Here is a 23,196-nt window from a genome sequence, read left to right as displayed (position 1 = left end):
TCAAAGATGAAGCTCGATCCCAAAGGCTTGGATGCCGCCGTCAAGGCGATGTACGATCACCAAGTTGGCGTAGCGAAATCCGCGATCGACAAAACAAAATTTGACTCATCTGCGATGCCAAACATCTTCCGTCGCTTGCACAAAGAATCCGAGACATCGCAGGTTCTCGTTGTTTCGTCGTATATTGAAGATCGCGTCACAAATCTTTTTCAAAATCAGCTGGTCGACCTCAATTCCGAAGCAGCTAAGGATCGATTGTTCGGGAGCAACGGTCCACTGGGTACGTTTGGTGGGCGTATCACCATGGCTTACCATCTCGGCTGGTTGACCAAGGGAACCGTTGATAGGCTTAGCAATTTCAGGAAAGTCAGAAACATTTTTGCGCACAAGGCATTCAGCGCGTCTTACACGGATCAGCGTGTTAGAGAGCTATTTGTACCTCTGGTTGGCGCTTTGGAATTGTTCGACTCAAGGGCCGTCGTTGCGGCGATTGAGTTAGACAATAGTCAGGGCGTACGGCGTGTCTCGGAGGCAACGGAGCCCGAGCGCTATCTTTGTAGTCTGGCACTACTCGCCGGGGACGTTTTTAGAGAATTGCTTGTCATGCCCGAAGCAGTTCGACATCGTGTAAGCCCCGGCGACATTGCTTCAAGCTATGACGCACAGCCTCAAGTTCTTGCAGAACTGCTCCGAAATATGGTTCGCTGCGCCTTGGAGATTCTGTTACCCGCCGACCAGCCCAGAGTGATCCAATAGCGGCCCAAACTTCGGTCTCAAGATGCTCCGGTTGCTGGGCGTCGGCGCTACCCGTCATCGCTCCATATCACCCGCCGCACCATACGAATTTCAACGAGTCGCCTCACGCGTATCTTCATGCCCTCCGATGCGCTTGGTAGTAGGATGTCCACGTCAAGGTCTCGGCGTTTGCATCGTTCGCAGCGCATGTGTCGATCAACGTCCCAAAACGGAATGTCCCCGACCAGCTTTGCGAGGTCCCCCGGCAGATAGTGGCGCGTGATGTTGCAGTTGATGCACCGGACGCGGATTAGCTGCCCAACGTCATGGGCACGGCATAGGGTTTGCACAAGGCGGCGCGGTCTTCGGCTGGGTTCCGGCATGGCTCAAAATAGGAACCCATTCCTCTCTGAGTCAATTCACGCTTGACAATTCTGTTCTCTTTTTGTTCACTAACCTCAAACGGGATAGGAGCAAACGCATGGACCACGTTGTTAGGCTCGACAGTCGGCAGGAGGCTGCCCTGCAAGCCGTCGCAGACAAGTTCGTTGCCCTCCAGAAAGGCGATGTCATGAAGGCGCTCAAGGAAATGATCGTGCTGAACGGGCACCTGCAAGACCAGCTCGACGCCATTCCCGCACAACGCCGAGCGGCACGGTAGGAGCCACGACCATGGGCACATTCCGCTTGGACGACCAAGGCAAGGCCGAACTACACAACGAGGCGGAAAGGCTTATCGCCCGCTACGACAGCCCCCTTGAGACCGTGAAGGCCCTCATGGTCTACAACTGCGAGCTTGAGACCCAGATACTCGCCCTGGCCCATCGCCATCCGGGGTTAGTGACGGTCAGCTACGACGATGCGCCACCTTTCTTGGGATGACCGAACCCGAGAAGGTGGCCAAGGCGGCTTCCGATGACTGGGCGGCGGCTACAGAGGAGGCCATAGCGGCTTGCGGGGGTGATGCCCGCGCGGCAGTGACGGCCCTGCTCATCGCCAACGGCTCCTTGGAGCGTGAACTAGCCTTGGCGATGCCGGTAGTGGGCTACGGGTTCAGTCGAGGATGGCACCATAAGCGGAGCCGTGGCGCGGCAGGCTAGACGGACGGCCAACGAAAGGCACGAGTATGTCAGAGAGTATCCTTCCCCAGCAGAAAGCCCCCAAGCTCATCGTCGTCACAGCCTTTGATCGCGATGAGAGCGGCGACCTTCAGCCTGTCTTCGGGCCAGCAGAACAGCAGACCGAGGACCGCGCCATAAGGACCGCGAGGGGCCTCATGGGGAAACATGCGGGGGTCATTGCGTGGTCGCGTGATGCTAACCCAGCACTTGGCGAGTACGGGGAGCCTCGGACGCTTTTTGTGGGCGGCGACGTGCCGGACATGGAGTAGGCCCCAGCCTGCCATACCGCCGCCCTGAGGGAACTCGTGTCCCGCGTTGGTAGCTCTAGTGCTGACAGCTATTCCTCAACTTCGCCGTCAGAGGAGTCGGCATTTTCTTCTACATACGACTGGCAGCCCTCGATAAACGAGTTGCTGTTGCCACCACAGTCCGATGCGCTCTCAATGCCATTGCGTTCCGCCCAGTCGTAACCGGCCTGATGCCCGGAACAGTCTTGGGTGCAGTCATAGCCGTTAAACGTTTGGGCGGATGCCAAGTTTGCAACGGCAGAAATGGCCACGAAACAAATCACGGAGAGCAGCTTCACCGGTCCACCAACAACTAGTGGCAATGATACTCACCTGTCTTTGTGTTATGGTGGCACCCGTTTGCATCTGTGCCGCCGCTGTGGGCGACAGCTACACTTACGGTCCCGATGATTGATGAAATAAGACATGCAACGATCAGAGCGTACTTCAAATTAACCCCCAAAATATTTCTGCACAATGCCAACCAACTTGATCACAGGTTCGTGATGACGGCAAGTGCTAACACCAATTGCAGGGCTGCCACCGACATTGTCCAAGGCGTTCTGAGTTAGACAGATAGGCAGCCAGCGGAGTGTCGGTGGTGAACTCGTGGGCCCTTGGGGCTACTGAAAAGCGCCGTAGCTCTTAAGGCCTGAGGTTGCGACGTCCATGAACGAAGTGGCCTGCTGCCGGTTTCGTGGACACCGAGATAAGGTGTTTAACGGAACTGGAGAGTGGGAATGCAGAGAAGGAAGTTCAGCCGCGAGTTCAAGCTTGAGGCGGTGAGATTGGTGAAGGATCGGGGCGTTGCGGTGGCGCAGGCGGCCCGTGATTTGGATCTCCATGAGAATGTGCTGCGCAAGTGGGTCCGCGAGACGAGCGCTGACCCGCAGCATGCCTTTCCCGGCCATGGTCAAATGAAGCCTGAGCAGCAGGAGATTGACCGGCTGCGTCGGGAAGTTACTAAGCTGAAGGCGGAGCGCGACATCCTAAAAAAGGCCGCAGCCTACTTCGCGAGGGATGCGATATGAGGTTCGCCTTTATCGCGAAGCACCGTTCGATCTGGCCGGTGGCATGGCTGTGCAATGCGCTGGATGTGTCGCGCTCAGGCTTCCATGCCTGGCTCAACCGCAGCCCCAGCGCCCGGTCCCAGCACGACGAGATGCTCGTTCCCAGGATCGACCGGAGCTTCAAGAGCAGCGACCGCACCTATGGCGCCCGTCGCGTCTGGCACGACGTCTTGGCTGAGGGAGTCTCCTGCGGTCTTCATCGCGTCGAGAGGCTCATGCGGGAGAACGGCTTGCGTGCCCGGCCTCGGCGCCGCGGGCTACCGAAGGACACTGGCGAGCGAGCCGCCGTGTCGGACAATCTCCTTGATCGCGCCTTCGAAGCTGCTGCTCCGAACCAGAAGTGGATTGCCGACTTCACCTACATCTGGACCGCCGAAGGATGGCTCTATGTTGCGGCGGTCGTCGACCTGTTCTCCAGGCGTGTCGTCGGCTGGGCGATGAAGGCCGAGATGACGGCCCAACTCGTCACCGACGCCCTAATCATGGCGATCTGGCGCCGAGGCAAGCCAGACAGCCTGCTCCATCATTCGGACCAGGGGTCGCAATATACGAGCGAGCAGTTCCAGCGCCTGATGGCCGATCACGGCATTACCTGCTCGATGAGCCGGTCCGGCAACGTCTGGGACAATGCTGCGATGGAGAGCTTCTTCTCGTCGCTCAAAACCGAGCGGACAGCCCGCAAGGTCTACAGGACGAGGGATCACGCCAAGGCAGATGTGTTCGATTACATCGAATGCTTCTATAACCCTCGGCGAAGGCACTCGACGCTGGGCTATCTCAGCCCCAACGAGTTCGAGGAGCAAGCTATGCTAGCTTAACCGGGTGTCCGAAAAACCGGCAGCAGGCCAAACAGCGAGAAAGGATCAAACGCCAAACCATCCAACATCGGCGCTTGCAGCACCGCAAGATCGCCGCTTAACATCAACCCCAAGATGAGGCCGACACTCCGCTAATCTGCGATCCAATCTGAGCCAAATGATCTGACGACGGACAGTCAGCACGACTATTGAGGCCCTGCGTTTTCTGGTCAATCCAGAAGGGAACCTTGGAAACCTTCACCTTGCCCTGCCGTGCCTTCGCTGCGCGGCTGGCCCATTCCGCCCTTGTGCGTTCTGACTTCTTGCGGCTCTCCTCATTGGCAAGCGACATGTGGACAATGGACTGCATCAGGTTCCCAAGGTTCCCGCGATAGCTCTCCTCCGTATGAACGCGGCGGTCCTGTAAGGTCACAATAGTCAGGCCAGTTTTGAGTAGGTCAATGAAGCGCGGAAGCGCGTCAACTGGGTCAAGGCGGGAATAACGATCAAGGTTTTCGAGGATCAGGACCATATTTGTGTCGACGATACCCGCCTTGATGTTGTCGACTAGCTTGCCCAGCCCAGCCTCAAGGTTGGCACCTTTGAAGGCACTGACGCCATTGTCGAAAATTTCGGTGTCAAGGACCATTCCCGCCTCAACACAAAACGCGACAGCATTTTCTGACTGGCGGCGCAAGCTGTCGCCGGATGCCTGGGCACCAGACGACCAGCGGGCATAAGAAATGGCACGGCGTCCCTTGAGGTCGCGGGGCTGCAGCATGGAAACTCCTGTTCGGCATCAATCTAGAGCAAAATCCGAGCGGATAGAATCGATAGGGGTTTCGTTGGGATTGGAAATCTGATTCAGCATATCTGCTGGATTCGGAGGCCGGCATGGCATGGCGAAATCCTTATCGGAAGATTTGCGGGCTCGGGTGGTCGCAGCGGTTGATGGCGGCCTGTCGCGACGGGCGGCAGCGGCGCGATTTGGCGTGGCGGCGGCAAGCTCGGTGCGTTGGGTCCGGGAATGGCGCGAGACCGGAGCCACCTGCGCAAAGCCGCAGGGCGGCGACAGGCGGTCCCACCGCGTTGAAGCGTATCGCGACATCATCCTGGCGGCGATCGAGAGGCGGGTGGACATCACGCTGGTCGAACTCGCCGAGTTGCTGCGACAGGAGCATGGCGCGTCGTTTGCGACGAGCACGATCTGGCGGTTTCTCGATCGTCACTCCATGACCTTCAAAAAAAACGGCGCACGCCAGCGAGCAGGAGCGGCCAGACGTGGCGGCGCGACGAAACGCCTGGTTCGACGCCCAGCCCGATCTTGATCCCGAGCATCTGGTCTTCATCGACGAGACCGGAGCCTCGACAAAGATGGCTCGACTGCGGGGGCGCACGAAGCGCGGGATGCGGTGCCGATCGCCAATCCCGCATGGCCATTGGAAGACGACGACGTTCACCGGCGCCCTGCGCCTCACTGGCATGACCGCGCCAATGGTCCTGGACGGCCCGATGACTGGCGAATGGTTTGTCGCCTATGTCGAGCAGGTTCTCGTGCCGACGCTGCGGCCCGACGATGTCGTGATCCTCGACAACCTGCCGGCGCACAAAAGCGCAGCCGCCCGTGTGGCGATCGAAGCAACCGGCGCAAGGATGATGTTCCTCCCGCCCTATTCCCCCGACTTCAACCCGATCGAGAACGCCTTTTCCAAGCTGAAATCGATTCTACGCAAAGCCGCCGCACGAACCGTCGCGGAATTGTGGGATACCATCAGCGCCGCACTGCCTTGCTTCACACCAACCGAGTGCGCCAACTACTTCGCCGCAACAGGATATGAGCCGGAATGATCAGATTCTGCTCTAACAGCCTCGATAGCCGTCTGTTGAATGACCGTCAAGGCATGCCCTACCCACCGGAAAACGTCGGCCTCTGCGACGAGATCGCCGAGCGCGGCGGCGCCATCGTTTCCGAAATGCCGTTCGGCTGGCAACCGCGCGCCCAGGATTTTCCGCGTCGCAACCGGCTCGTCGCGGGCATCGCGCTGGGGCTTGTCGTGGTCGAGGCCGCACAACGTTCCGGGTCGCTGATCAGCGCCAGGCTTGCCACGGAGATGGGCCGGCTGGTCTTCGCTGTTCCCGGCTCGCCGCTCGACCCGCGCGCCGCCGGCACCAACGGCCTGCTCAAGGACGGCGCCACCCTGGTCACCGAAGCAGCCGACGTTTCCGGGGCGATCGCGCCTCTCACCGGTCTTCATGCGCCCAAAACCATGCCGCTTGAAGATCCCTTGGATTTCTCGGTGCCTCCGCCACGCGAGAACGACCGCGCCAGCGTTGTCGAAGCCCTCGGTCCGACCCCGGTATCGGTCGACGAAATCATCCGCCACACCGGCCTCCATCCAGCCCAGGTCTTCATGGTGCTGCTCGAACTGGACCTTGCGGGTCGATTGGAGCGTCATGCCGGCGGCAACGTCTCTCTGATCTTCAGGGATGTTTGAATTGCGGGGGTGCCTGCTGTCTTGAGCTATGATCTCCAGCGCCCCAGGAACTGAACAGCCGCAGGATCCGGTCGGCAGAGGCATCGCGACGCCCACGCCGGGGCTTCGCTGATCCATTCAACAGTTTTACGGTTTCTTATAACTACAGATGTCTTATGCATTTGTATTTTTGATCAACCTAAAAATTTAGAGCGATTGATGATCGGCAATTCGCAAGTCGCGCGCAATAATAGATTAGCAATTACTGTATTACTTATAACCGCCGCTTTTGTGGTTGCGGACCTGACCTATTCCGGCGGATCGCATGTCAGTTTCGCGCCCCGGAACTTTGTCGATCTAGCAAAAGCCATGGCGACAATGGCTGCAATCTACGTCGCCATGGTGTTCGTTGACTGGCGAATTGCGGGCGACAACACAAAGGTCGCCCGCGTGCTGCGGCGCGGCTCGGACGGCGCCAAGGCCCTGGCGGGCAATACCGCCTTGTTCCTTCCGCTTGCTTTCGCGTCGGTTTACCTGATGTACCTTGTCGCCGACACGCAACGGCCCTTGATGGACGAGTCACTTGCAAATATCGACGCGGCAATCGGATTCAGATGGCGGGACTTCCTCGATCTTGCCAACGCTCATCCGGTCATCGCCCGCGCACTGGTCTTTGCCTATCATTCCATGGGACCTCAGTTGCCGATCTTGTTCATCGTGCTCGCATTCAGCAACGGAGGTCAGCGCCTGACCGAGTTCGTGACGATGCTTGCCGTCTCGTCAGCGTTGACCGCCACGGCCATGGCCATGGTGCCCGCGGCCGGGACTTATGCGTATTTTCAACCTCTTGCGGAGGATTTCAGCAATTTCACCGCGAGAGCCGGCATGTGGCATTACGAGGAACTGATGCGGCTTCGCTCGGACGAACCGGTCAACCTGCTGGTATCGAGAGCGGAGGGACTGACGACATTTCCCTCTTTTCACACCGTGCTCGCAATCATTGTCGTTTACGCGCTGCGGTTCATACCCGTGCTCGCTTGGCCGCTCGGATTGCTCAACGCGGTCATGATCGTTTCAACGATGCCTGAGGGCGGCCATCACCTTGTTGATGTCCTTGCCGGCGCAACGGTGGCGCTTCTGACCGTCGCCGCTGTTCGCCTGATACAATCGCCTGCCTTCCTCGACGACAAGAGGCAATCGTCGACGAATCGCCCTGTTGACGATCATCCTTGAGACCGACGCTGGTCCAGAAAACGTCGATGACCACCAGCACGTGCTTTTGCAGCACTCGGCCGTGACTCTGGCCTATTGCGCGCGCGACAAGATCGAAGCCGCCAACCGCTACGTTTCACTGCTTTTGCGGCTCGCAGGTGCCTGACGCCCGACGCTTCGCGCTCGAGGCGGGGAACAGGTGGCGAACGCTGCCGTGCGGATAAATCATCCGCACGGTGCGGATTTTATCCGCAGTTCCGCGTCTGCTCCAGATAACCAAAACCTAAGCCACTGATGTTTCATCTGAATTTATGGTGAGCGCGATGGGATTCGAACCCATGACCTACTGATTAAAAGTCAGTTGCTCTACCGGCTGAGCTACGCGCTCCCGTGGGCGCGAAAGGCTACCCTCGAAATTGCGCGGAACATAGGGAGAGTGCCTCGGCCGGTCAACCGGAAAAGAGCGCTTGCACGCCGAGAATTTCCACGGCTTCGTTGCGCCTTGCGAAGCGGTTCATCCAAGATGCAATGGCCTCGGCGAAACTCGGGGGGACAGCTTCCAAATAGAGATTCGAACAGGACAAACATTACAGATCAGCAACTTGATCATTTTTCTGGAACAATAGCGCTCTCTATCCGTTTTCCAGCCACAAGGGACGTCAACCACCCTTTCAAGGAGAAGATGATGAATAAGGTCATGTCGGGCTTGCTGGCCGCCACTCTGTCAATTTCATTCGCGGCCACTGCCGCCATACCTGCCGAAGCCGCGCCAATATTCGTGCCGCAGGCCCCTATCGTCACTCCATCCGATATCCAGGCTGTCGATTTTAATCCGCAACTGAAGAATCGCCATTTCCGTGGCAACCGCAATTCCGGCGGTCACCGAAACTTCAACGGCAACCGCAACTTCGGTAACAGGGGAAATGGCGGCGGCTACTGGAACGGACACCGTGGCTATAGCTATTATCGCCCGGGTTATCAGCGCCACGGCGACTACTGGTTCCCGCTGGCCGCATTCGCCGCAGGCGCGGTCATTAGCGGAGCAATCGTAAACAGCGAACAGAACCGCGGCAATTCCCATGTGCAGTGGTGCTACGACCGCTACAGATCCTATCGCGCTTCGGACAACACCTTCCAGCCGAACAACGGCCCCCGTCAGCAGTGCCGTTCGCCCTATTGATCGAACCTATCCGAGCGAACTGAACTGAATGACGAAACGAAAGGCTCGCACCGAAGATGGTGCGAGCCTTTCGTCGGTATTATGAGGCAGTTTCATTTAACTTGCCCAGCTGATGTTCTTCAAAATCAAATAGAGCCCTTCGCCACGCGGCGACCGGTACGCTCCAAGAGCATTGCAAATTCTGATCGTAGCGCCGGTCAATTCCCAACCGAGCACTTCCAGATCATCTTGCGTATCCGTCACGTAGCCCTGAGCCGATTCGTCAATGCCATTCTTCTCTCCGAAAGATCGAACCAGTTTTCAGTGGCCAAGCAGTTCGCCAGGCAAATTTGAGTTTGCCCAGCACTAAAGCCAGTTTCTGGCTTTAGTGCTGGTACTGCCTGCGATCTGGATTTCGGCAACAACCTTGACGATGCTCTGATCATCCGAGAAAAAGAACCTTCCCAGATTTCAGATCATAGTCGTAGCGAGACCAGCTACCCAGACGGAATTCATCCTGTAGGTGCTTGTTCGTGGCGTGCAGCTGGTCGACAGCCTCGCCACGCCAAGCAGCATACCAACGTGGATTCGTCATTCCCCCTCACTTCAGCACAATCCCGATCACACTGCGGTTCCGAGCACTATAAAGTGCTCAACGTTCTGCGTACGGCGTCGCGCCAACCCGCGAGTTTCGTTGCGCGGTCTGCTGCGTCCATCTCTGGCTGGAACCGCCGTTCGAGCACCCAGTTTTTCGCGAACGTCCCGGCCGCCGGCCACACACCGGCTTGCGAGCCGGCGAGCCATGCGGCGCCCAACGCCGTTGTCTCGAGGATGGTCGGGCGGTCGACCCGTGCATCAAGAATGTCGGCCAGGCGTTGCATCGTCCAGTCCGACGCGACCATGCCGCCATCGACGCGAAGCACGGTCTTGGCCGAACTGGCCTTCCAGTCCTTGCGCATCGCGTCGAGCAGATCACGCGTTTGAAAAGCGACGGACTCCAATGCCGCGCGTGCGAACTCGGCCGGGCCGGAATTGCGGGTCAGTCCGAAAATGGCGCCCCGCGCATCGGCGTCCCAGTGTGGCGCGCCGAGCCCGACGAAGGCTGGCACCAGGTAGACGTTCTGGGTCGGATCGGCGGCAGCCGCCAATTTGCCGCTCTGCTCGACCTTGCCGATGACCTTCAGCCCGTCCCGCAGCCATTGCACTGCCGCACCGGCGATAAAGATGGAGCCCTCCAGCGCATACGTGGTCTTGCCGTTCAGCCTGTAGGCGATCGTTGTCAGCAGCCGGTTTTTTGAGCGCACCAGATCGCCGCCCGTATTGAGCAGCGCGAAACACCCCGTGCCATAGGTTGATTTCATCATGCCTGGCTCGAAACAGGCTTGGCCGATCGTTGCGGCGTGCTGGTCACCGGCCACGCCGAGGATTCTTATCTCGGCACCGAACAGGCTTTTCTCAGTGCTTCCAAAATCATCGGCGCAATCCTTCACCTCCGGCAGCATTCTCGCGGGTATCCCGAGGATGGCCAGAAGCTCATCGTCCCAGGCATTTTCCTGGATATTGTAGACCAATGTGCGCGATGCATTGGTAGCATCGGTGGCGTGAACCTTGCCGCCGGTCAGCCGCCAGATCAAAAAGCTGTCGATGGTGCCGGCCAGCAGTTCACCCTTCTCGGCGCGCTTCCTGGCTCCCTTCACCTTGTCCAGCATCCAGGCGATCTTGGTGCCGGAAAAATACGGGTCAAGCAGCAGCCCGGTCTTCCTGGTGAATGTCTTCTCCAGCCCCTGCTTCTTGAGTTTCTGGCACAGCGGCGCGGTGCGCCGGTCCTGCCAGACGATGGCATTGTGGATGGGCTTGCCGGTTGCCCTGTCCCAGATGACGACCGTCTCGCGTTGATTGGTGATGCCGAGCGCGGCAACCTCGGAAGCCTTGCGTCCGGCCTTCCTCAGGGCTGCCTTCACCGTCGTCACGACGCTCGACCAGATCTCCTCGGGATCATGCTCGACCCATCCTGAAGCCGGATAGTGCTGGGCGAATTCTTTCCGCCCGCTACCTGCAATCGTCATCTCGCCGTCGAACAGGATCGCCCGCGTCGATGTCGTCCCCTGGTCGATTGCCAGGACAAAGCCACTCATTCCCACTCCCCCGGTGCGCGATCCGACGCAGGACCAATTCTTGCCGAGGTTTCGCCATCCATGCAACCGGCAGGGAAAAAGATGCTGCCTTCCCGGGCTTTACCGATTCGGTGTCGGTACCCGCTATTCGGCGGCCGCGATGTGCTGGCGGCTCATGCCCCGCATGAACTCGTCGAGTGCAACCGCCTGCTCGCGGCTGAGATGCAGACCACGCTTGGTCCTGCGCCACAACACATCATCGGCGGTGACGGCCCATTCATTTTCGGCGAGATAGCGCACTTCGGCCTCGTAGAGGTCCTCGCCAAAGTTGCGGCCAAGGTCGGCATTCGATCTGGCCGATCCAAGCAGTGATCGTGCCCGCGTTCCGTAGAGCCGGGTCAACCGGCGGGCAAGGCGCGCATCGAGGAACGGGTAGGCCGCCTTCAGTTTCGTGACCTCCGCATCGAACCCGGTGGCCGGGAAATCGCCCCCTGGCAGCGGCGCATTTGCAGTCCACGGCTTGCCGCGCTTGCCAAGAAGACCCTCGATCTTTTCGAGCATCGATTCCGACAGCCGCCGGTAGGTGGTGATCTTGCCGCCAAAGGCGTTGACGATTGGCGCAACGCCCTCACCGCCGTCGGCTTTCAGAACATAATCCCGCGTCGCCTCCTGCGCCTTCGAGGCTCCGTCATCATAGAGCGGGCGCACCGCCGAATAGGTCCAGACGATGTCCGAACGCTTGACCGGCTCGGCGAAGTATTCGCTTGCCGCCGCGCACAGATAGTCGATCTCTGCATCGCTGATCTTCGCGTCATGCGGATCGCCGGGATAATCCCTATCGGTGGTGCCGATCAGCGTGAACTCTTCCTCATAGGGGATGGCGAAGATGATGCGCCCATCCTTGTTCTGGAAGAAATAGGCGCGCGGATCATCGAACTTCTTGCCGATGACGATATGGCTGCCCTGCACCAGCCGGACATTGTGCACGTCCTTCAGGCCAACCGTGTCCGACAGCACATGATCGACCCAGGGACCAGCTGCATTGACCAGCAATCGCGCCTTCACTTCCTCGGTCTCGCCGGTCGTGACGTTCTCGAGGCTTACCGTCCAGAGATCGCCCTCGCGGCGGGCACTGACCACCTTGGTGCGGGTCCGGATGGTCGCGCCACGGTCAGCGGCGTCGCGCGCATTCAACGCCACCAGCCGCGCATCATTGACCCATCCGTCGGAATATTCGAATGCCTTTCGGAACAGTGGCTTCAGCGGCCGGCCGGCCGGGTCGTTGGCCATGTCCAGCGTCCGCGTCGCCGGCAGCAATTTGCGCCCACCAATGTGATCATAAAGGAAGAGGCCAAGCCTGATCAGCCAGGCAGGCCGCAGCCCTTTGGCATAGGGCAGGACAAAGCGCATTGGCCAGATGATGTGTGGCGCGTTCCGCCACAGGACCTCTCGCTCCATCAGCGCTTCGCGCACGAGGCGGAATTCATAAAATTCAAGGTAGCGCAGGCCGCCATGGATTAGCTTGGTCGAGCCGGAGGACGTTCCGCTGGCCAGGTCGTTCATCTCGGCGAGAAAGACCGAAAAGCCTCGACCAACGGCATCACGGGCTATGCCGCAGCCATTGATGCCGCCGCCTATGACGAAGATGTCATGGATGGTGTCCACACGATTCTCCAGCGATTTCGCATTGCAATATTCTTGACTTATAACGAAACCGTGGCGGCATTATTTCGAAATGATAACGAATGTCAAACGAATACGAATACCCAGCACCCGCCCCCGAGAGCTTTCAAGCGAGCGATGTTTCGATCAGTTGAACCTCGGCCTCCTGGCAAATCCTGCGCACCGACGGGATGTCGCAACGATCGGTGATGAATGTATTCACCTGCGACAGATGGCCAATGCGCACCGGCGCCGTGCGTTCGAACTTCGTCTGGTCGGAAACGAGGATGACATGCCGGGCATTGGCGATGATCGCCTGCGCTACCTTGACTTCGCGAAAATCGAAGTCGAGCAGCGCTCCGTCATGATCGATCGCCGATGCACCGATCACAGCGTAGTCGACCTTGAATTGCCTGATGAAGTCGACCGCGGCCTCACCGACGATGCCGCCATCGGCACCGCGTACGACACCGCCGGCGATTACGACCTCCATCGACGGATATATGCGCATCCTGTTGGCAACATTGATATTATTGGTAATGACCATCAGTCCCGTATGATCGAGAAGCGCCGTGCTGACGGCCTCGGTCGTGGTGCCTATGTTTATGAACAGTGAGGCGTTGTCTGGAATCAGTCTGGCTGCCGCGCGGCCGATCGCATCTTTCTCCTCGGCGGCAATCTTGCGCCGCGCCTCGTACTCCATGTTCTCGATGCCGGACGGAAACAGCGCGCCGCCATGGATGCGCGACAGCAGCCGCTGGTCGCACAGGTCGTTGAGATCCTTGCGTATTGTCTGTGGCGTTACGTTGAAATGCGTTGCCAGTTCGTCAACCAGCACCCTGCCATTGTCCTTTGCCATCTGGACGATCTCGGAGTGGCGCGGCGACAGGTACATTGGGTAGGCTCCCGTTTTCGTTTTCTTTGTCCATAGCCGAAAACGAAAGTTATGAAAAGACAAGAGCCAGTGAATAGAAACGCACGATTGCAAAAGCAAACCGCGTCGCAGATTCGGAACAATCGATTCAGGCCAGGGTGCGCGCGACTTCGGTAACAGTATCGAAAGCCGCATCGACATCGCTGGCGGTCGCCTCGAACTGGCCGACCTGAAAACGAATCGCGACCCGGCCATCCACACGTGTCTGCGTCAGGTAGATGCGGCCGTCATCGTTGATGGCGTTGACCAATCGCAGATTATGCTCATCCGGATCGATGCCTGATGGCGCTTGATGCCTGAACGAAAACAGCGACAGCATCGGCTCGGTGACGAGTTCGAAGTCCGGCTCCCTTGCCAGACGCGCGGCAAGACCTTCACTCCAGGCGACGTGGTTGCGGATCATCGTGCGCAGATTGTCCAGCCCATGCGCGCGCAGCAGGAACCAGAGTTTCAGAGCGCGAAAGCGACGCCCTAGCGGCACTGACCATTCGGAATAATTGATGATGCCGTCATGGCCGTGCGTCTTCAGATAATCCGGCTTGATGGCAAGCGTCCTCACATGGCTTTCCGGATCGCGCAGGAACTGGATCGAGCAGTCGAACTGCGCGCCCAGCCATTTGTGCGGATTGAAGACGATAGAATCCGCTTGCTCGACACCGGCCCAGAAGTGCCGATATTCCTCGCAGATCATCGCCGATCCCGCCCACGCCGCATCAACATGCAGATACAGTCCATGCCGCTTCGCCACCGCCGCGACTTCAGCGACATCATCGGTTCCGCCAGTGCTGGTACCCCCGACGCAAGCGATGATGCCGGCCGGCAGCAGTCCGGCTTCCTTGTCGGCGACGATCGCAGCTTCAAGGGCCACGGTATCCATGGCGCGAAAGCGGCCTGCGGCGGGGATGCGGACCAGATTGTCCTCGCCAATGCCGGCAACCCAGATTGCCCGGTCGATGGAGGTATGGACCTGGTCGGAGGAATAGATGCGCACCCTCGCCTGCCCGCTCAGGCCTTTCTTGTTTCCTTGCCAGTCGAGCGCGCGTTCACGCATCGTCAGCACGGCGGCAAGCGTGGCCGAGGACGCCGAATCCTGGATGACCCCCGAAAACCCTTCCGGCAGGCCGAGCGCCTGGCGCATCCAGTCGACCACCCGCGTCTCCAGTTCGGTCGCCGCCGGCGAGGTCTGCCACAGCATGCATTGCGCGGCCATCGCCGAAACCAGATACTCGGCCACGACAGAAACGGGTGCTGCATTGGCCGGGAAATAGGCGAAGAAACGCGGATGCTGCCAATGCGTCATGCCCGGCAGGATCTTGTCCTCGAAGTCGGCGAAGATCGCGTCCATCGGCTCCGCCGTTTCAGGTGGCGAGACTTCTATGCTCTTGAAGATGTCGCCCGGCTCGACAAGCGGCCGCACCGGCCTGTCGCGAAGGCCGCTTCGGTAGTCGGCACCCCATTCGGCCGCGCGCAGCGACCATTGCCGGAAATCATCGTTGTTCATTCGCGCCTTCCAGCACTGCCAGGCGTCGCCGATTGCAGCCGCCACATTCGATCAGCAGTCTAATTAACATGTGAAATATTGGTTCGCAACGGCCTGCGAATGGGCGGCCACTAGCCCGGAAAATCAGGCAGGCTCGCAAAGGCGGTTTTTAGCGCGTTAGACCAACCATCGGAGATCGTACGGTAATACTGATCATCCTGGCCGATCCGCTTCTTCAGTCCGACCTTGAAAGTCTCCTTCTCATAGAACAGCAGGTCCAGCGGCAGGCCGACCGAGAGGTTTGACTTCAAGGTCGAGTCGAACGACACCAGCAGCAGTTTCACCGTCTCGGCAAGGCTCATGGTCTTTTCATAGGCGCGGATGATGATCGGCTTGCCGTACTTGGTCTCGCCGATCTGGAAGAACGGCGTGTCGTCAGTCGACTCAATGAAATTGCCTTCAGGGTAGATCATGAACAGGCGCGGCTCGCTGCCCTTGATCTGTCCACCAAGGATGAAAGAGGCGTTGAAGTAGGAATCCGCCTTCTCGCCGGCCGGCGACGAATGGGCAATCACTTCCTTGACGGTGTCACCCACGAGCCGCACCGTCTGATACATGGAAGGCGTTTCCAACAACGTGGCATGACGATCGGCAACCGCCTTGGTGCGCTCTTCCAGCAGGCTGACCACCGCCTGCGTCGTCGCCAGGTTGCCGGCGGACATCAACACGATGACGCGCTCGCCCGGCTGTTCCCAGACATGCATCTTCTTGAAGGTCGAGATCGAATCCATGCCGGCATTGGTGCGCGTGTCCGACATGAACACGAGCCCGCGATCGATCTTCAGGCCGACGCAATAGGTCATGGAATCTCTTCTGGCAGCAATGTTGCTGGGATTACTGCTCTACCGTGACGGTGACCGCAAGTTGTTCTTCCGCTTGTCCAAGCCGAATTCCCGACACCGGCGTGGCGTCCCGGTAGTCGCGGCCGGTTGCAACCTTCACATAGCGCTCGTCTGGAGAAATGCCGTTGGCGGCGTCGAACGCAACCCAGCCAAGGCCCGAAACATGCGCCTCGGCCCAGGCATGGCTTGCCGCCTGCTCGACCGCCGCGTCCATCATCAGATAGCCGCTGACGTAGCGGGCAGGAAACCCCATGGCGCGAGCGGCGGCGACAAAGATATGGCTGTGATCCTGGCAGACCCCGGTTTTGAGCGCCAGTGCCTCCTCGGCGGGCGTCGCCGCATTGGTGGTGCCCGGCGTATAGGCGACACGCTCGCCGATGACCGCCATCAGCCGGTGCAACCTTTCGATATCGGTGCCCTTGCCGATCGACGCCGCGAGTTCGCGAATGCCGCCGCCGATCATTGTCAGCGGCGTTTCGTGGCCAAACAGCCAGAGCGGCGCAAAACCCTGGTGCGGCCCGGACACGCCGGCCGTGTCCCTTGTCACCACTTCGCCAGCCGCCTCGACCGTGATGAAATCGCGATCGCCTTCGACGCTCAAAAGCCGTGTGTCGTTGCCAAAATGATCGACAAATCGCACTTCTTCGCGCGCGCCCTCTATATTCAGCCCCCAGGACAACACCGTCTGTGTCGGCCCGCTGACGGGAAGCAGCCGCAACCGCTGCAACAGATATTGCACCGGCGCATCGTAGCGGTATTCGGTCCGGTGTGTGATCTTCAGCCGCATATCAGTTGAACCGATAATCTTGCGCGATCTCGTCGCCGAGCTTGGTGTTGTCGAGAATGAAATTGGCCAGGAATTCGTGCAGGCCGGTATCGAATATGTCCTTGATCGAGCCGGTTCTCAGCATGGCCTGCGTCTTCTCAGCCGTGGCGTGGCAGGCATGCCGCTCGCCGTAATCGTCGCCCAGGAATTTCAGGTGCTCGGTCAGGAAGCGGTAGCAGAAGGTCAGGGAACGCGGCATGCGAACATTGAGGATCAGATAATCCGCGATGTTCGTCGGCTTGTAATCGGCGTCATAGACCCAGCGATAGGAGCGATGCGCCGATACCGAGCGCAGGATCGATTCCCACTGGTAATTGTCGAGCGTCGAACCGACCCAGGAGATGGACGGCAGCAGCACGTAGTATTTCACATCGAGAATGCGCGCCGTGTTGTCGGCCCGCTCGACATAGGTGCCGAGCTGCGAGAAGTCGAAGATCTCGTTGCGCAACATGGTGCCGTAGAACGAGCCGCGGATCAGCGCCGTCTCGCGCTTGATCGCATCAAGGACACTAGGCAGGTCGCGTTCGTCGATCGGCTTGGCCAGCATCCGCTTCAGCGACATCCAGGCTTCGTTGATGCTTTCCCAGGTTTCGCGTGTCAGCGCGGTGCGCACCATACGGGCATTGCTGCGGGCCGTCTCGATCGAGGCCATCGTGCTCGAAGGGTTCGACGTGTCGCGCAACAGGAAGTCGGCAACGTTGGCGGCGGTGTAGTCCGAATATCTCTGCGTGAAGGCCACGTCGGAGCCGGCACTGAGCAGCACCGAGTTCCACTCTTCCGACGCGCTCTGGGTACGGGTCAGCGCCATGCGCAAGCCGGCATCGACAAGCCGCGCCATGTTCTCGGCCCGCTCGATGTAGCGGTTCATCCAGTAAAGCCCGTTGGCGGTGCGGCCGAGAAGCATCAAAAACCCTTCGAATGAGGTTCAGTCATCCAGCACCCACGTATCCTTGGTGCCGCCGCCTTGCGATGAGTTGACGACCAGCGAGCCTTCCTTGAGCGCGACGCGCGTCAGGCCGCCTGGGACGATCTGGATGCGGTCGGAAACCAGTACGTAGGGCCTCAGATCGACGTGACGGGGCGCCAGGCCCTTATCCGTCAGGATCGGGCAGGTCGACAGCGCCAGGGTCGGCTGGGCGATGTAGTTGGACGGTTTCGCCGCGAGTTTCTTGGAGAAATCCTCGCACTCCTTCTTGGTCGCCGCCGGTCCGACCAGCATGCCGTAGCCGCCGGAGCCATGCACTTCCTTGATCACCAGTTCGTCGATGTGTTCGAGGACGTATTTCAGGCTGTCCGGTTCCGAGCAGCGCCAAGTCGGGATGTTGCCGAGGATCGCCTTGCGGCCGGTGTAGAACTCAACGATCTCGGGCATGTAGGAATAGATCGCCTTGTCGTCGGCGATGCCAGTTCCCGGCGCATTGGCGATGGTGATGTTGCCGGCGCGATAGACATCCATGATGCCCGGGACGCCAAGCGCTGAATCCGGACGGAAGGTCAGCGGATCGAGGAAGGAATCGTCGACGCGGCGATAGAGCACGTCGATCTGCTTGTAGCCTTCTGTCGTTCGCATGGCGACGTGGCCGTCGACGACCCGTAGATCCTGGCCTTCGACAAGCTGCACGCCCATCTGGTCGGCCAGGAAGGCATGCTCGAAATAGGCGGAGTTGTAGCTGCCTGGCGTCAGCACGGCGATGGTCGGCGCACCCTTGGTGCTCTGCGGTCGTACTGCCGCCAGTGACTGGCGCAGGAGCTGCGGATAGTTTTCGACGGGCCGTACCTTGATCTGCTGGAACAGCTCCGGAAAGAGCTGCATCATCGTCTCGCGGTTCTCCAGCATGTAGGAAACGCCGGACGGCGTGCGCGCATTGTCCTCCAGCACGTAGAATTCGTTCTCGCTGATGCGGACGATGTCGACGCCGATGATGTGGGTGTAGACGCCAGCCGGCGGCCGCACGCCGATCATCTCCGGCAAGAATGCTTCGTTCTTGGCGATCAGTTCCTTGGGAACGCGCCCGGCACGCAGGATTTCCTGGCGGTGGTAGATGTCGTCGAGAAAGGCATTCAGCGCCTGCACGCGCTGCTCGATGCCTTGCGTGAGCCGCCGCCATTCATTGCCGGAAATGATGCGGGGAACAATATCGAACGGGATCAGCCGTTCGGAGGCGTCCTGTTCGCCATAGACGGCGAAGGTGATGCCGGTCTTGCGGAAGACGCGCTCGGCATCCTGCATCTTCTCCGTAAGCCTGGCCGGATCCTGCTCCTTCAGCCAGCGATCGTAAGCCGAATACGGTTTTCTCAATCCGGAGACTTCCGGAAGCATTTCATCGAACGCTGCCAATCGCGTACTCCCCTGTGACACCATTTCACTGGCGTCTCTGGAGAAAATCAAGCGCAATCGGTGATTTGAGAGGCTCGGACGATCAGTATATTGCAACTGCCTAAAATTAAGGCAGGGCCAATGTGACTGGGATCAGGCTTTGCCTGGTGGTCGAGCAGGTGATGGACGCGATCAGAACGCTCGGAAGGTAACGACCGTGAACGTATCCTTGATGCCTGGAAGAATCTGCACCTTCTCATTGACGAAGTGGCCAATGTCCTCTTCGTCATCGACATAGAATTTGGCGAGCAGATCGTAGTTGCCGGCGGTCGAGTAGATCTCCGAGGCGATCTCGGCATCCGCGAGCGCACTGGCCACTTGATAGGCCTTGCCTAGGTCGCATTTGATCTGCACGAAAAACGCTCTCATTGCTCCGTCCCGCTCAAGCTCGTACCGACCGCGCCGCGCGTCCTCAGGGGCGCGCGAAGGATGTCGTGGCACGTTGCGCATGATCCTTGCCGAAAATCGAATCCGATTTTTCGGGTCATGCGCTGGAAGCGGCCCTTGTCGCAGACTGCCGCCCGGCTTTCAAGCTTCAGGACTGTCCTCAGGCTGCCCGTACTCAGGCAGCCCGTGCCTTGGCAACAGCAAGCTTGAGGTCCGCCACGGACATGCCGTGCCGGTACAAGGTCCCGCCGATCACCAATGCCGGCGTGCCGCGCAGCCCGAAGGCGCTTGCCTGGGCGCCATTGCGGGAGAGGACGGCATCGATCTTCGGCTGACGAGCAGCCAGGCCGGCACGCACCTTGGTCACATCAACGCCGGCGGAAGCGAGGATCTCGTTCGTGCGGTGTTCGGAAAGTCCTTGCCCGCTGGCCATGAGGGCATTCACCGCCCTGGCATAGTGTGGGCCGGCGGAGAGCGCCATGCGGGCCGCGTCGCGCGAAGCATCACCGAAGATCGGCCAATCCTTCATCACCAACCGGATGCCATGATCCTCGGCGATAAGCCTTTTCAATTCGACATAGGTGAGCTTGCAGATGGGGCACTGATAATCGACGAATTCGGCAATTGTCACATTACCTCGAGGATTACCGAGTGCGGGAATCGCCGGATCGAAGGGCACTTGGGCGGCGCCTGCCCATGCGGGCAAAGGAGCCAGAACCGCAAAGCTTGCGGCAACTTTCAGAAAGGCACGTCGATGAATCTGTCCAGACATTGTCCATCCTGTGGGCTTGAGAATTTGAATCCCCCTCGCCCTGACGATGAGCGCGGCATATTAAAGTATGCTTAAAGACAGGAGTTAGGCCATTCCGAGGCGAATGTTTAAGGGTCGCTGAAACCCTGAAGCGCCGAGATACGTAAGGTATTGCGTATGTTATGATGTGTCCTCGGATAGCAATTTTTTGGGGATAACTTTTCGAGGGACAACGGAGACAGGCCATGCGTCGAGCATTTCTCGCATTCGCACTCGTTTCACTGCTCTTCGAGTCGCCGGCGCTGGCCGGGGATGCTGAAGTCAAGGCCGCACAGACCGTCATCGACGGCCAACTGAAGGCCTTCATCGCCAATGACGGCGCGCGCGCCTACAGTTTCGCCGCACCGAACGTGAAACAGATTTTCCCAACCGCCGACCTGTTCATGAGCATGGTCACCAACGGTTACCCGCCGGTACGCAAGCCGCAGACCTATTCCTTCGGCAAGGTGCAGGAGACGGGCCCGACATCGATCGTCCAGCAGGTGCTGATCGTGGGACCCGACGGCAAGGACTATGAAGCGGTCTACACGCTCCAGCAGCAGCCCGATGGCACGTTCCAGATCACCGGCTGCAGTCTGCGCGCGGCGAACTCATTGAGCACCTGAGGGTCAAATGGCCGGGATATCGCCCCGCGCCCAGCCTTCGGAAATCTCAGCGCCCCGCGCCTGGAAATCACCGCCCTCTATGGCGGCGCGAATGTCTTGCATAAGCTTTTGATAATACGAGAGATTGTTCCAGGTCAGAAGCATCGCGCCCAGCGCCTCCTGTGAACGCACAAGGTGATGCAGATAGGCGCGTGAATAGTCCCGCGCCGCCGGGCAATCGCTTTCCCCGTCGAGCGGGCGCGGATCGTCGGCATGGCGGGCGTTGCGCAGGTTGACCTTGCCACGCCGTGTGTAGGCAAGGCCGTGGCGGCCGGCCCGCGTCGGCATCACGCAATCGAACATGTCGATACCGCGCGCCACCGATTTCAAAATGTCGTCCGGCGTGCCGACGCCCATCAGATAGCGCGGCTTGTCCGCCGGCAGTTCGGGACAGGTGATGTCGAGCATCTCGAGCATCACCGCTTGCGGCTCGCCAACGGCCAGGCCACCGACAGCATAGCCCTTCAACTCCATCGCGCTCAGCGCCTGCGCCGAGCGCACGCGCAAGTCGGCGTTGTCGCCGCCCTGCACGATGCCGAACATCGCCTTGCCGGGCTGGTCACCGAATGCCGTCTTGCAGCGCTCCGCCCAGCGCAGCGACAGTTCCATGGCGCGTTGGATTTCCTTGGTCTCGGCCGGCAGCGCTGTGCATTCGTCGAGCTGCATCTGGATGTCGGAATCGAGCAGTCCCTGGATCTCGATCGAGCGCTCCGGTGACATTTCATAGGCGGCGCCGTCGATATGCGAGCGGAACGTGACGCCCTTTTCAGTCAGCTTTCGCAGCTTCGACAACGACATCACCTGGAAGCCGCCACTGTCGGTCAGGATCGGATGCGGCCAGCGGGCGAACTCATGCAGACCGCCGAGCCGCGCCACGCGCTCGGCGCCGGGCCTGAGCATCAAATGGTAGGTGTTGCCCAGGATGATATCGGCGCCGACGCCGCGCACTTGGTCCATGTACATCGCTTTGACGGTGCCGCCTGTGCCGACCGGCATGAAGGCGGGTGTGCGGATTTCCCCGCGCGGCATGGTGATCGCACCGCGGCGCGCCTTGCCGTCAGTCGCCAGAACCTTGAATGAGAAGGCTTCAGTCATTGAATTCCTTGTCGTGCAACGGCGCATCTGGAGATTGCCCCGCGCGATAAAGCAGGCTTGCATCTCCATAGGAGTAGAACCTGTAGCGGTTCTCGATGGCGTACGAATAGGCCGCGCGCATCGTCTCGAGGCCGCTGAAGGCCGAGACCAGCATGAACAGGGTCGAGCGCGGCAGATGGAAATTGGTCATCAGCATGTCGGCGGTGCGAAAGCGGTAGCCCGGCGTGATGAAGATGTCCGTCGGGCCCGACCACGCCGGCAGTGTACCGTCCGGGCGTGCGGCACTTTCCAGCAGTCGCAGCGACGTCGTGCCGACGGCGATGATGCGTCCGCCCCTCGCCTTTGCCGCGTTCAGCGCATCGGCGGTTTCCTGGCTGACCGAACCGGTCTCGGCATGCATCTTGTGATCGGCGGTGTCGTCGGCCTTCACCGGCAGGAATGTCCCGGCGCCGACATGCAAGGTAACGAAGCGACGTTCGACCCCCCTGGCATCGAGCGCGGCGAAAAGCTCCGGAGTGAAATGCAGGCCCGCAGTGGGCGCTGCCACGGCACCTTCTTCCCGGGCATAGATGGTCTGATAGTCGCTGCGGTCGCGCTCGTCGTCGTCGCGCTTCGAGGCGATATAGGGCGGCAGTGGAATGTGCCCGACGGCACGCAGCGCCTCGTCCAGGAACACACCGGAAAGGTCAAAGCTGAGCAGCACTTCGCCGCCTTCGCCCTTCTCGAGCACCGTGGCGTCGAGATGGCCAAGAAAGCATGAATCGCCGTCATGGCCGAAATGGATGCGGTCGCCGGCGGCGATGCGCTTGCCCGGCCGCATGAAGGCCAGCCAGCGATCGCCAGCCATCCGCATATGCAACGTGGCCTCCACCTGCGCGACAGCCTCTCCTCGACGCCTTATGCCCTTCAGCTGGGCAGGAATGACCTTGGTATCGTTGAAGACCAGCACATCACCGGGCCTGAGCAAGGATGGCAAGTCGCGAACGATCCGATCCTCCAGCCCCTCATCCGGACTGACGACGAGCATCTTGGCGCTGTCGCGCGGTTCTGCCGGTCGCAGCGCGATGCGCTCCTCCGGCAGTTCAAAGTCAAAGAGATCGACGCGCATG

26 protein-coding genes, 1 tRNA gene and 1 pseudogene are annotated in these 23,196 nt (G+C 59.8%); 11 read left to right on the top strand and 17 right to left on the bottom strand.

Going from position 1 to position 23,196, the window contains the following annotated elements; genetic code table 11:
* Positions 1–6 precede the first annotated feature (6 nt).
* From LGH82_RS02545 to LGH82_RS02530, 4 genes are all read left to right on the top strand, one after another.
* Complete coding sequence (locus tag LGH82_RS02545; protein WP_227347161.1) at positions 7–756, top strand: hypothetical protein; 750 nt, start codon at positions 7–9, stop codon at positions 754–756.
* 460 nt (positions 757–1,216) lie between these two features.
* Entirely contained in the window at positions 1,217–1,396 is a 180-nt protein-coding gene (locus tag LGH82_RS02540; RefSeq protein WP_227347160.1) for a hypothetical protein, read from the top strand.
* 11 nt (positions 1,397–1,407) lie between these two features.
* Positions 1,408–1,617 carry a hypothetical protein gene (locus LGH82_RS02535; RefSeq protein ID WP_227347159.1) on the top strand — a complete coding sequence of 70 codons (210 nt, stop codon included), beginning with the start codon at positions 1,408–1,410 and terminating at the stop codon, positions 1,615–1,617.
* Between the two features lie 244 nt (positions 1,618–1,861).
* On the top strand, positions 1,862–2,125 hold the full coding sequence (locus LGH82_RS02530; RefSeq protein WP_227347158.1) for a hypothetical protein: 264 nt from the start codon (positions 1,862–1,864) through the stop codon (positions 2,123–2,125).
* A 68-nt stretch (positions 2,126–2,193) separates the two neighbouring features.
* On the opposite strand, the gene LGH82_RS02525 is transcribed toward LGH82_RS02530, so the two are convergent.
* Together LGH82_RS02525 and LGH82_RS33450 are read right to left on the bottom strand one after the other, a co-directional pair.
* On the bottom strand, positions 2,194–2,442 hold the full coding sequence (locus LGH82_RS02525) for a hypothetical protein (protein ID WP_227347157.1): 249 nt from the start codon (positions 2,440–2,442) through the stop codon (positions 2,194–2,196).
* A 14-nt stretch (positions 2,443–2,456) separates the two neighbouring features.
* Positions 2,457–2,594, bottom strand: a complete 138-nt coding sequence (locus LGH82_RS33450; RefSeq protein WP_227347156.1) for a YHYH domain-containing protein — start codon at positions 2,592–2,594, stop codon at positions 2,457–2,459.
* A gap of 289 nt (positions 2,595–2,883) precedes the next feature.
* Between LGH82_RS33450 and LGH82_RS02515 the strand changes: the two genes are divergently transcribed.
* Positions 2,884–4,031, top strand: a protein-coding gene (locus LGH82_RS02515) for an IS3 family transposase (protein ID WP_227344222.1) whose coding sequence is annotated in 2 segments (ribosomal slippage) — positions 2,884–3,133 and positions 3,133–4,031 — 1,149 coding nt in all. Because the reading frame shifts where the segments join, the coding sequence is not laid out codon by codon here.
* Between the two features lie 103 nt (positions 4,032–4,134).
* Here the strand turns inward: LGH82_RS02515 and LGH82_RS02510 are convergent.
* Entirely contained in the window at positions 4,135–4,791 is a 657-nt protein-coding gene (locus LGH82_RS02510) for a recombinase family protein (RefSeq protein ID WP_227347155.1), read from the bottom strand.
* Between the two features lie 118 nt (positions 4,792–4,909).
* Between LGH82_RS02510 and LGH82_RS02505 the strand changes: the two genes are divergently transcribed.
* From LGH82_RS02505 to LGH82_RS02490, 4 genes and pseudogenes are all read left to right on the top strand, one after another.
* A protein-coding gene (locus LGH82_RS02505) for an IS630 family transposase (protein WP_227343924.1) occupies positions 4,910–5,858 on the top strand; the annotation gives its coding sequence in 2 pieces (ribosomal slippage) (positions 4,910–5,253 and positions 5,252–5,858; 951 coding nt in all).
* Between the two features lie 53 nt (positions 5,859–5,911).
* A pseudogene (locus LGH82_RS02500) lies at positions 5,912–6,505 on the top strand (DNA-processing protein DprA); the annotation flags it as partial.
* Between the two features lie 198 nt (positions 6,506–6,703).
* Entirely contained in the window at positions 6,704–7,717 is a 1,014-nt protein-coding gene (locus LGH82_RS02495) for a phosphatase PAP2 family protein (protein ID WP_227347154.1), read from the top strand.
* Positions 7,701–7,862, top strand: coding sequence for a hypothetical protein (locus tag LGH82_RS02490; protein ID WP_227347153.1), 162 nt, complete (start codon positions 7,701–7,703; stop codon positions 7,860–7,862). The genes LGH82_RS02495 and LGH82_RS02490 overlap by 17 nt, the downstream gene beginning before the upstream one ends.
* A 146-nt stretch (positions 7,863–8,008) precedes the next feature.
* On the opposite strand, the gene LGH82_RS02485 is transcribed toward LGH82_RS02490, so the two are convergent.
* Positions 8,009–8,084, bottom strand: a tRNA-Lys gene (locus LGH82_RS02485).
* A 294-nt stretch (positions 8,085–8,378) separates the two neighbouring features.
* Between LGH82_RS02485 and LGH82_RS02480 the strand changes: the two genes are divergently transcribed.
* Positions 8,379–8,876, top strand: a complete 498-nt coding sequence (locus tag LGH82_RS02480) for a BA14K family protein (protein WP_227347152.1) — start codon at positions 8,379–8,381, stop codon at positions 8,874–8,876.
* Positions 8,877–8,972: 96 nt separating this feature from the next.
* On the opposite strand, the gene LGH82_RS33545 is transcribed toward LGH82_RS02480, so the two are convergent.
* From LGH82_RS33545 to LGH82_RS02430, 11 genes are all read right to left on the bottom strand, one after another.
* Positions 8,973–9,119 (bottom strand): hypothetical protein, encoded by a 147-nt coding sequence (locus LGH82_RS33545; protein ID WP_413771420.1) that lies wholly within the window; start codon positions 9,117–9,119, stop codon positions 8,973–8,975.
* A 377-nt stretch (positions 9,120–9,496) separates the two neighbouring features.
* Positions 9,497–10,990, bottom strand: a complete 1,494-nt coding sequence (gene glpK / locus LGH82_RS02475) for a glycerol kinase GlpK (protein WP_227347151.1) — start codon at positions 10,988–10,990, stop codon at positions 9,497–9,499.
* 123 nt (positions 10,991–11,113) lie between these two features.
* Positions 11,114–12,634: a glycerol-3-phosphate dehydrogenase gene (gene glpD, locus LGH82_RS02470; RefSeq protein ID WP_227347150.1), complete on the bottom strand. Its 1,521-nt coding sequence runs from the start codon at positions 12,632–12,634 to the stop codon at positions 11,114–11,116.
* Positions 12,635–12,758: 124 nt separating this feature from the next.
* Positions 12,759–13,526 (bottom strand): DeoR/GlpR family DNA-binding transcription regulator, encoded by a 768-nt coding sequence (locus LGH82_RS02465; protein WP_227347149.1) that lies wholly within the window; start codon positions 13,524–13,526, stop codon positions 12,759–12,761.
* A 127-nt stretch (positions 13,527–13,653) separates the two neighbouring features.
* Entirely contained in the window at positions 13,654–15,066 is a 1,413-nt protein-coding gene (locus LGH82_RS02460) for a pyridoxal phosphate-dependent decarboxylase family protein (protein ID WP_227347148.1), read from the bottom strand.
* Positions 15,067–15,176: 110 nt separating this feature from the next.
* Positions 15,177–15,908: a peptidase gene (locus LGH82_RS02455; protein ID WP_227347147.1), complete on the bottom strand. Its 732-nt coding sequence runs from the start codon at positions 15,906–15,908 to the stop codon at positions 15,177–15,179.
* A gap of 31 nt (positions 15,909–15,939) precedes the next feature.
* Positions 15,940–16,734, bottom strand: coding sequence for a transglutaminase family protein (locus LGH82_RS02450; RefSeq protein WP_227347146.1), 795 nt, complete (start codon positions 16,732–16,734; stop codon positions 15,940–15,942).
* Between the two features lies 1 nt (position 16,735).
* Positions 16,736–17,677 carry an alpha-E domain-containing protein gene (locus LGH82_RS02445; protein WP_227347145.1) on the bottom strand — a complete coding sequence of 314 codons (942 nt, stop codon included), beginning with the start codon at positions 17,675–17,677 and terminating at the stop codon, positions 16,736–16,738.
* A 21-nt stretch (positions 17,678–17,698) separates the two neighbouring features.
* Entirely contained in the window at positions 17,699–19,111 is a 1,413-nt protein-coding gene (locus tag LGH82_RS02440; protein ID WP_227347144.1) for a circularly permuted type 2 ATP-grasp protein, read from the bottom strand.
* 171 nt (positions 19,112–19,282) lie between these two features.
* Positions 19,283–19,519, bottom strand: a complete 237-nt coding sequence (locus LGH82_RS02435; RefSeq protein WP_227347143.1) for an Lrp/AsnC ligand binding domain-containing protein — start codon at positions 19,517–19,519, stop codon at positions 19,283–19,285.
* Between the two features lie 193 nt (positions 19,520–19,712).
* Complete coding sequence (locus LGH82_RS02430; protein WP_227347142.1) at positions 19,713–20,309, bottom strand: DsbA family protein; 597 nt, start codon at positions 20,307–20,309, stop codon at positions 19,713–19,715.
* A gap of 224 nt (positions 20,310–20,533) precedes the next feature.
* Between LGH82_RS02430 and LGH82_RS02425 the strand changes: the two genes are divergently transcribed.
* Entirely contained in the window at positions 20,534–20,953 is a 420-nt protein-coding gene (locus tag LGH82_RS02425) for a DUF4864 domain-containing protein (protein WP_227347141.1), read from the top strand.
* Between the two features lie 3 nt (positions 20,954–20,956).
* On the opposite strand, the gene tgt is transcribed toward LGH82_RS02425, so the two are convergent.
* Both tgt and queA read right to left on the bottom strand, forming a co-directional pair.
* Positions 20,957–22,087: a tRNA guanosine(34) transglycosylase Tgt gene (gene tgt / locus LGH82_RS02420; RefSeq protein ID WP_227347140.1), complete on the bottom strand. Its 1,131-nt coding sequence runs from the start codon at positions 22,085–22,087 to the stop codon at positions 20,957–20,959.
* On the bottom strand, positions 22,080–23,195 hold the full coding sequence (queA, locus tag LGH82_RS02415) for a tRNA preQ1(34) S-adenosylmethionine ribosyltransferase-isomerase QueA (protein WP_227347139.1): 1,116 nt from the start codon (positions 23,193–23,195) through the stop codon (positions 22,080–22,082). Before queA ends, tgt begins: the two co-directional genes overlap by 8 nt.
* Position 23,196: the final 1 nt, after the last annotated feature.

It is taken from the genome of Mesorhizobium sp. PAMC28654 (genome assembly GCF_020616515.1).
Classification (GTDB): domain Bacteria; phylum Pseudomonadota; class Alphaproteobacteria; order Rhizobiales; family Rhizobiaceae; genus Mesorhizobium.
This window is presented reverse-complemented; position numbering and strand designations above follow the sequence as displayed.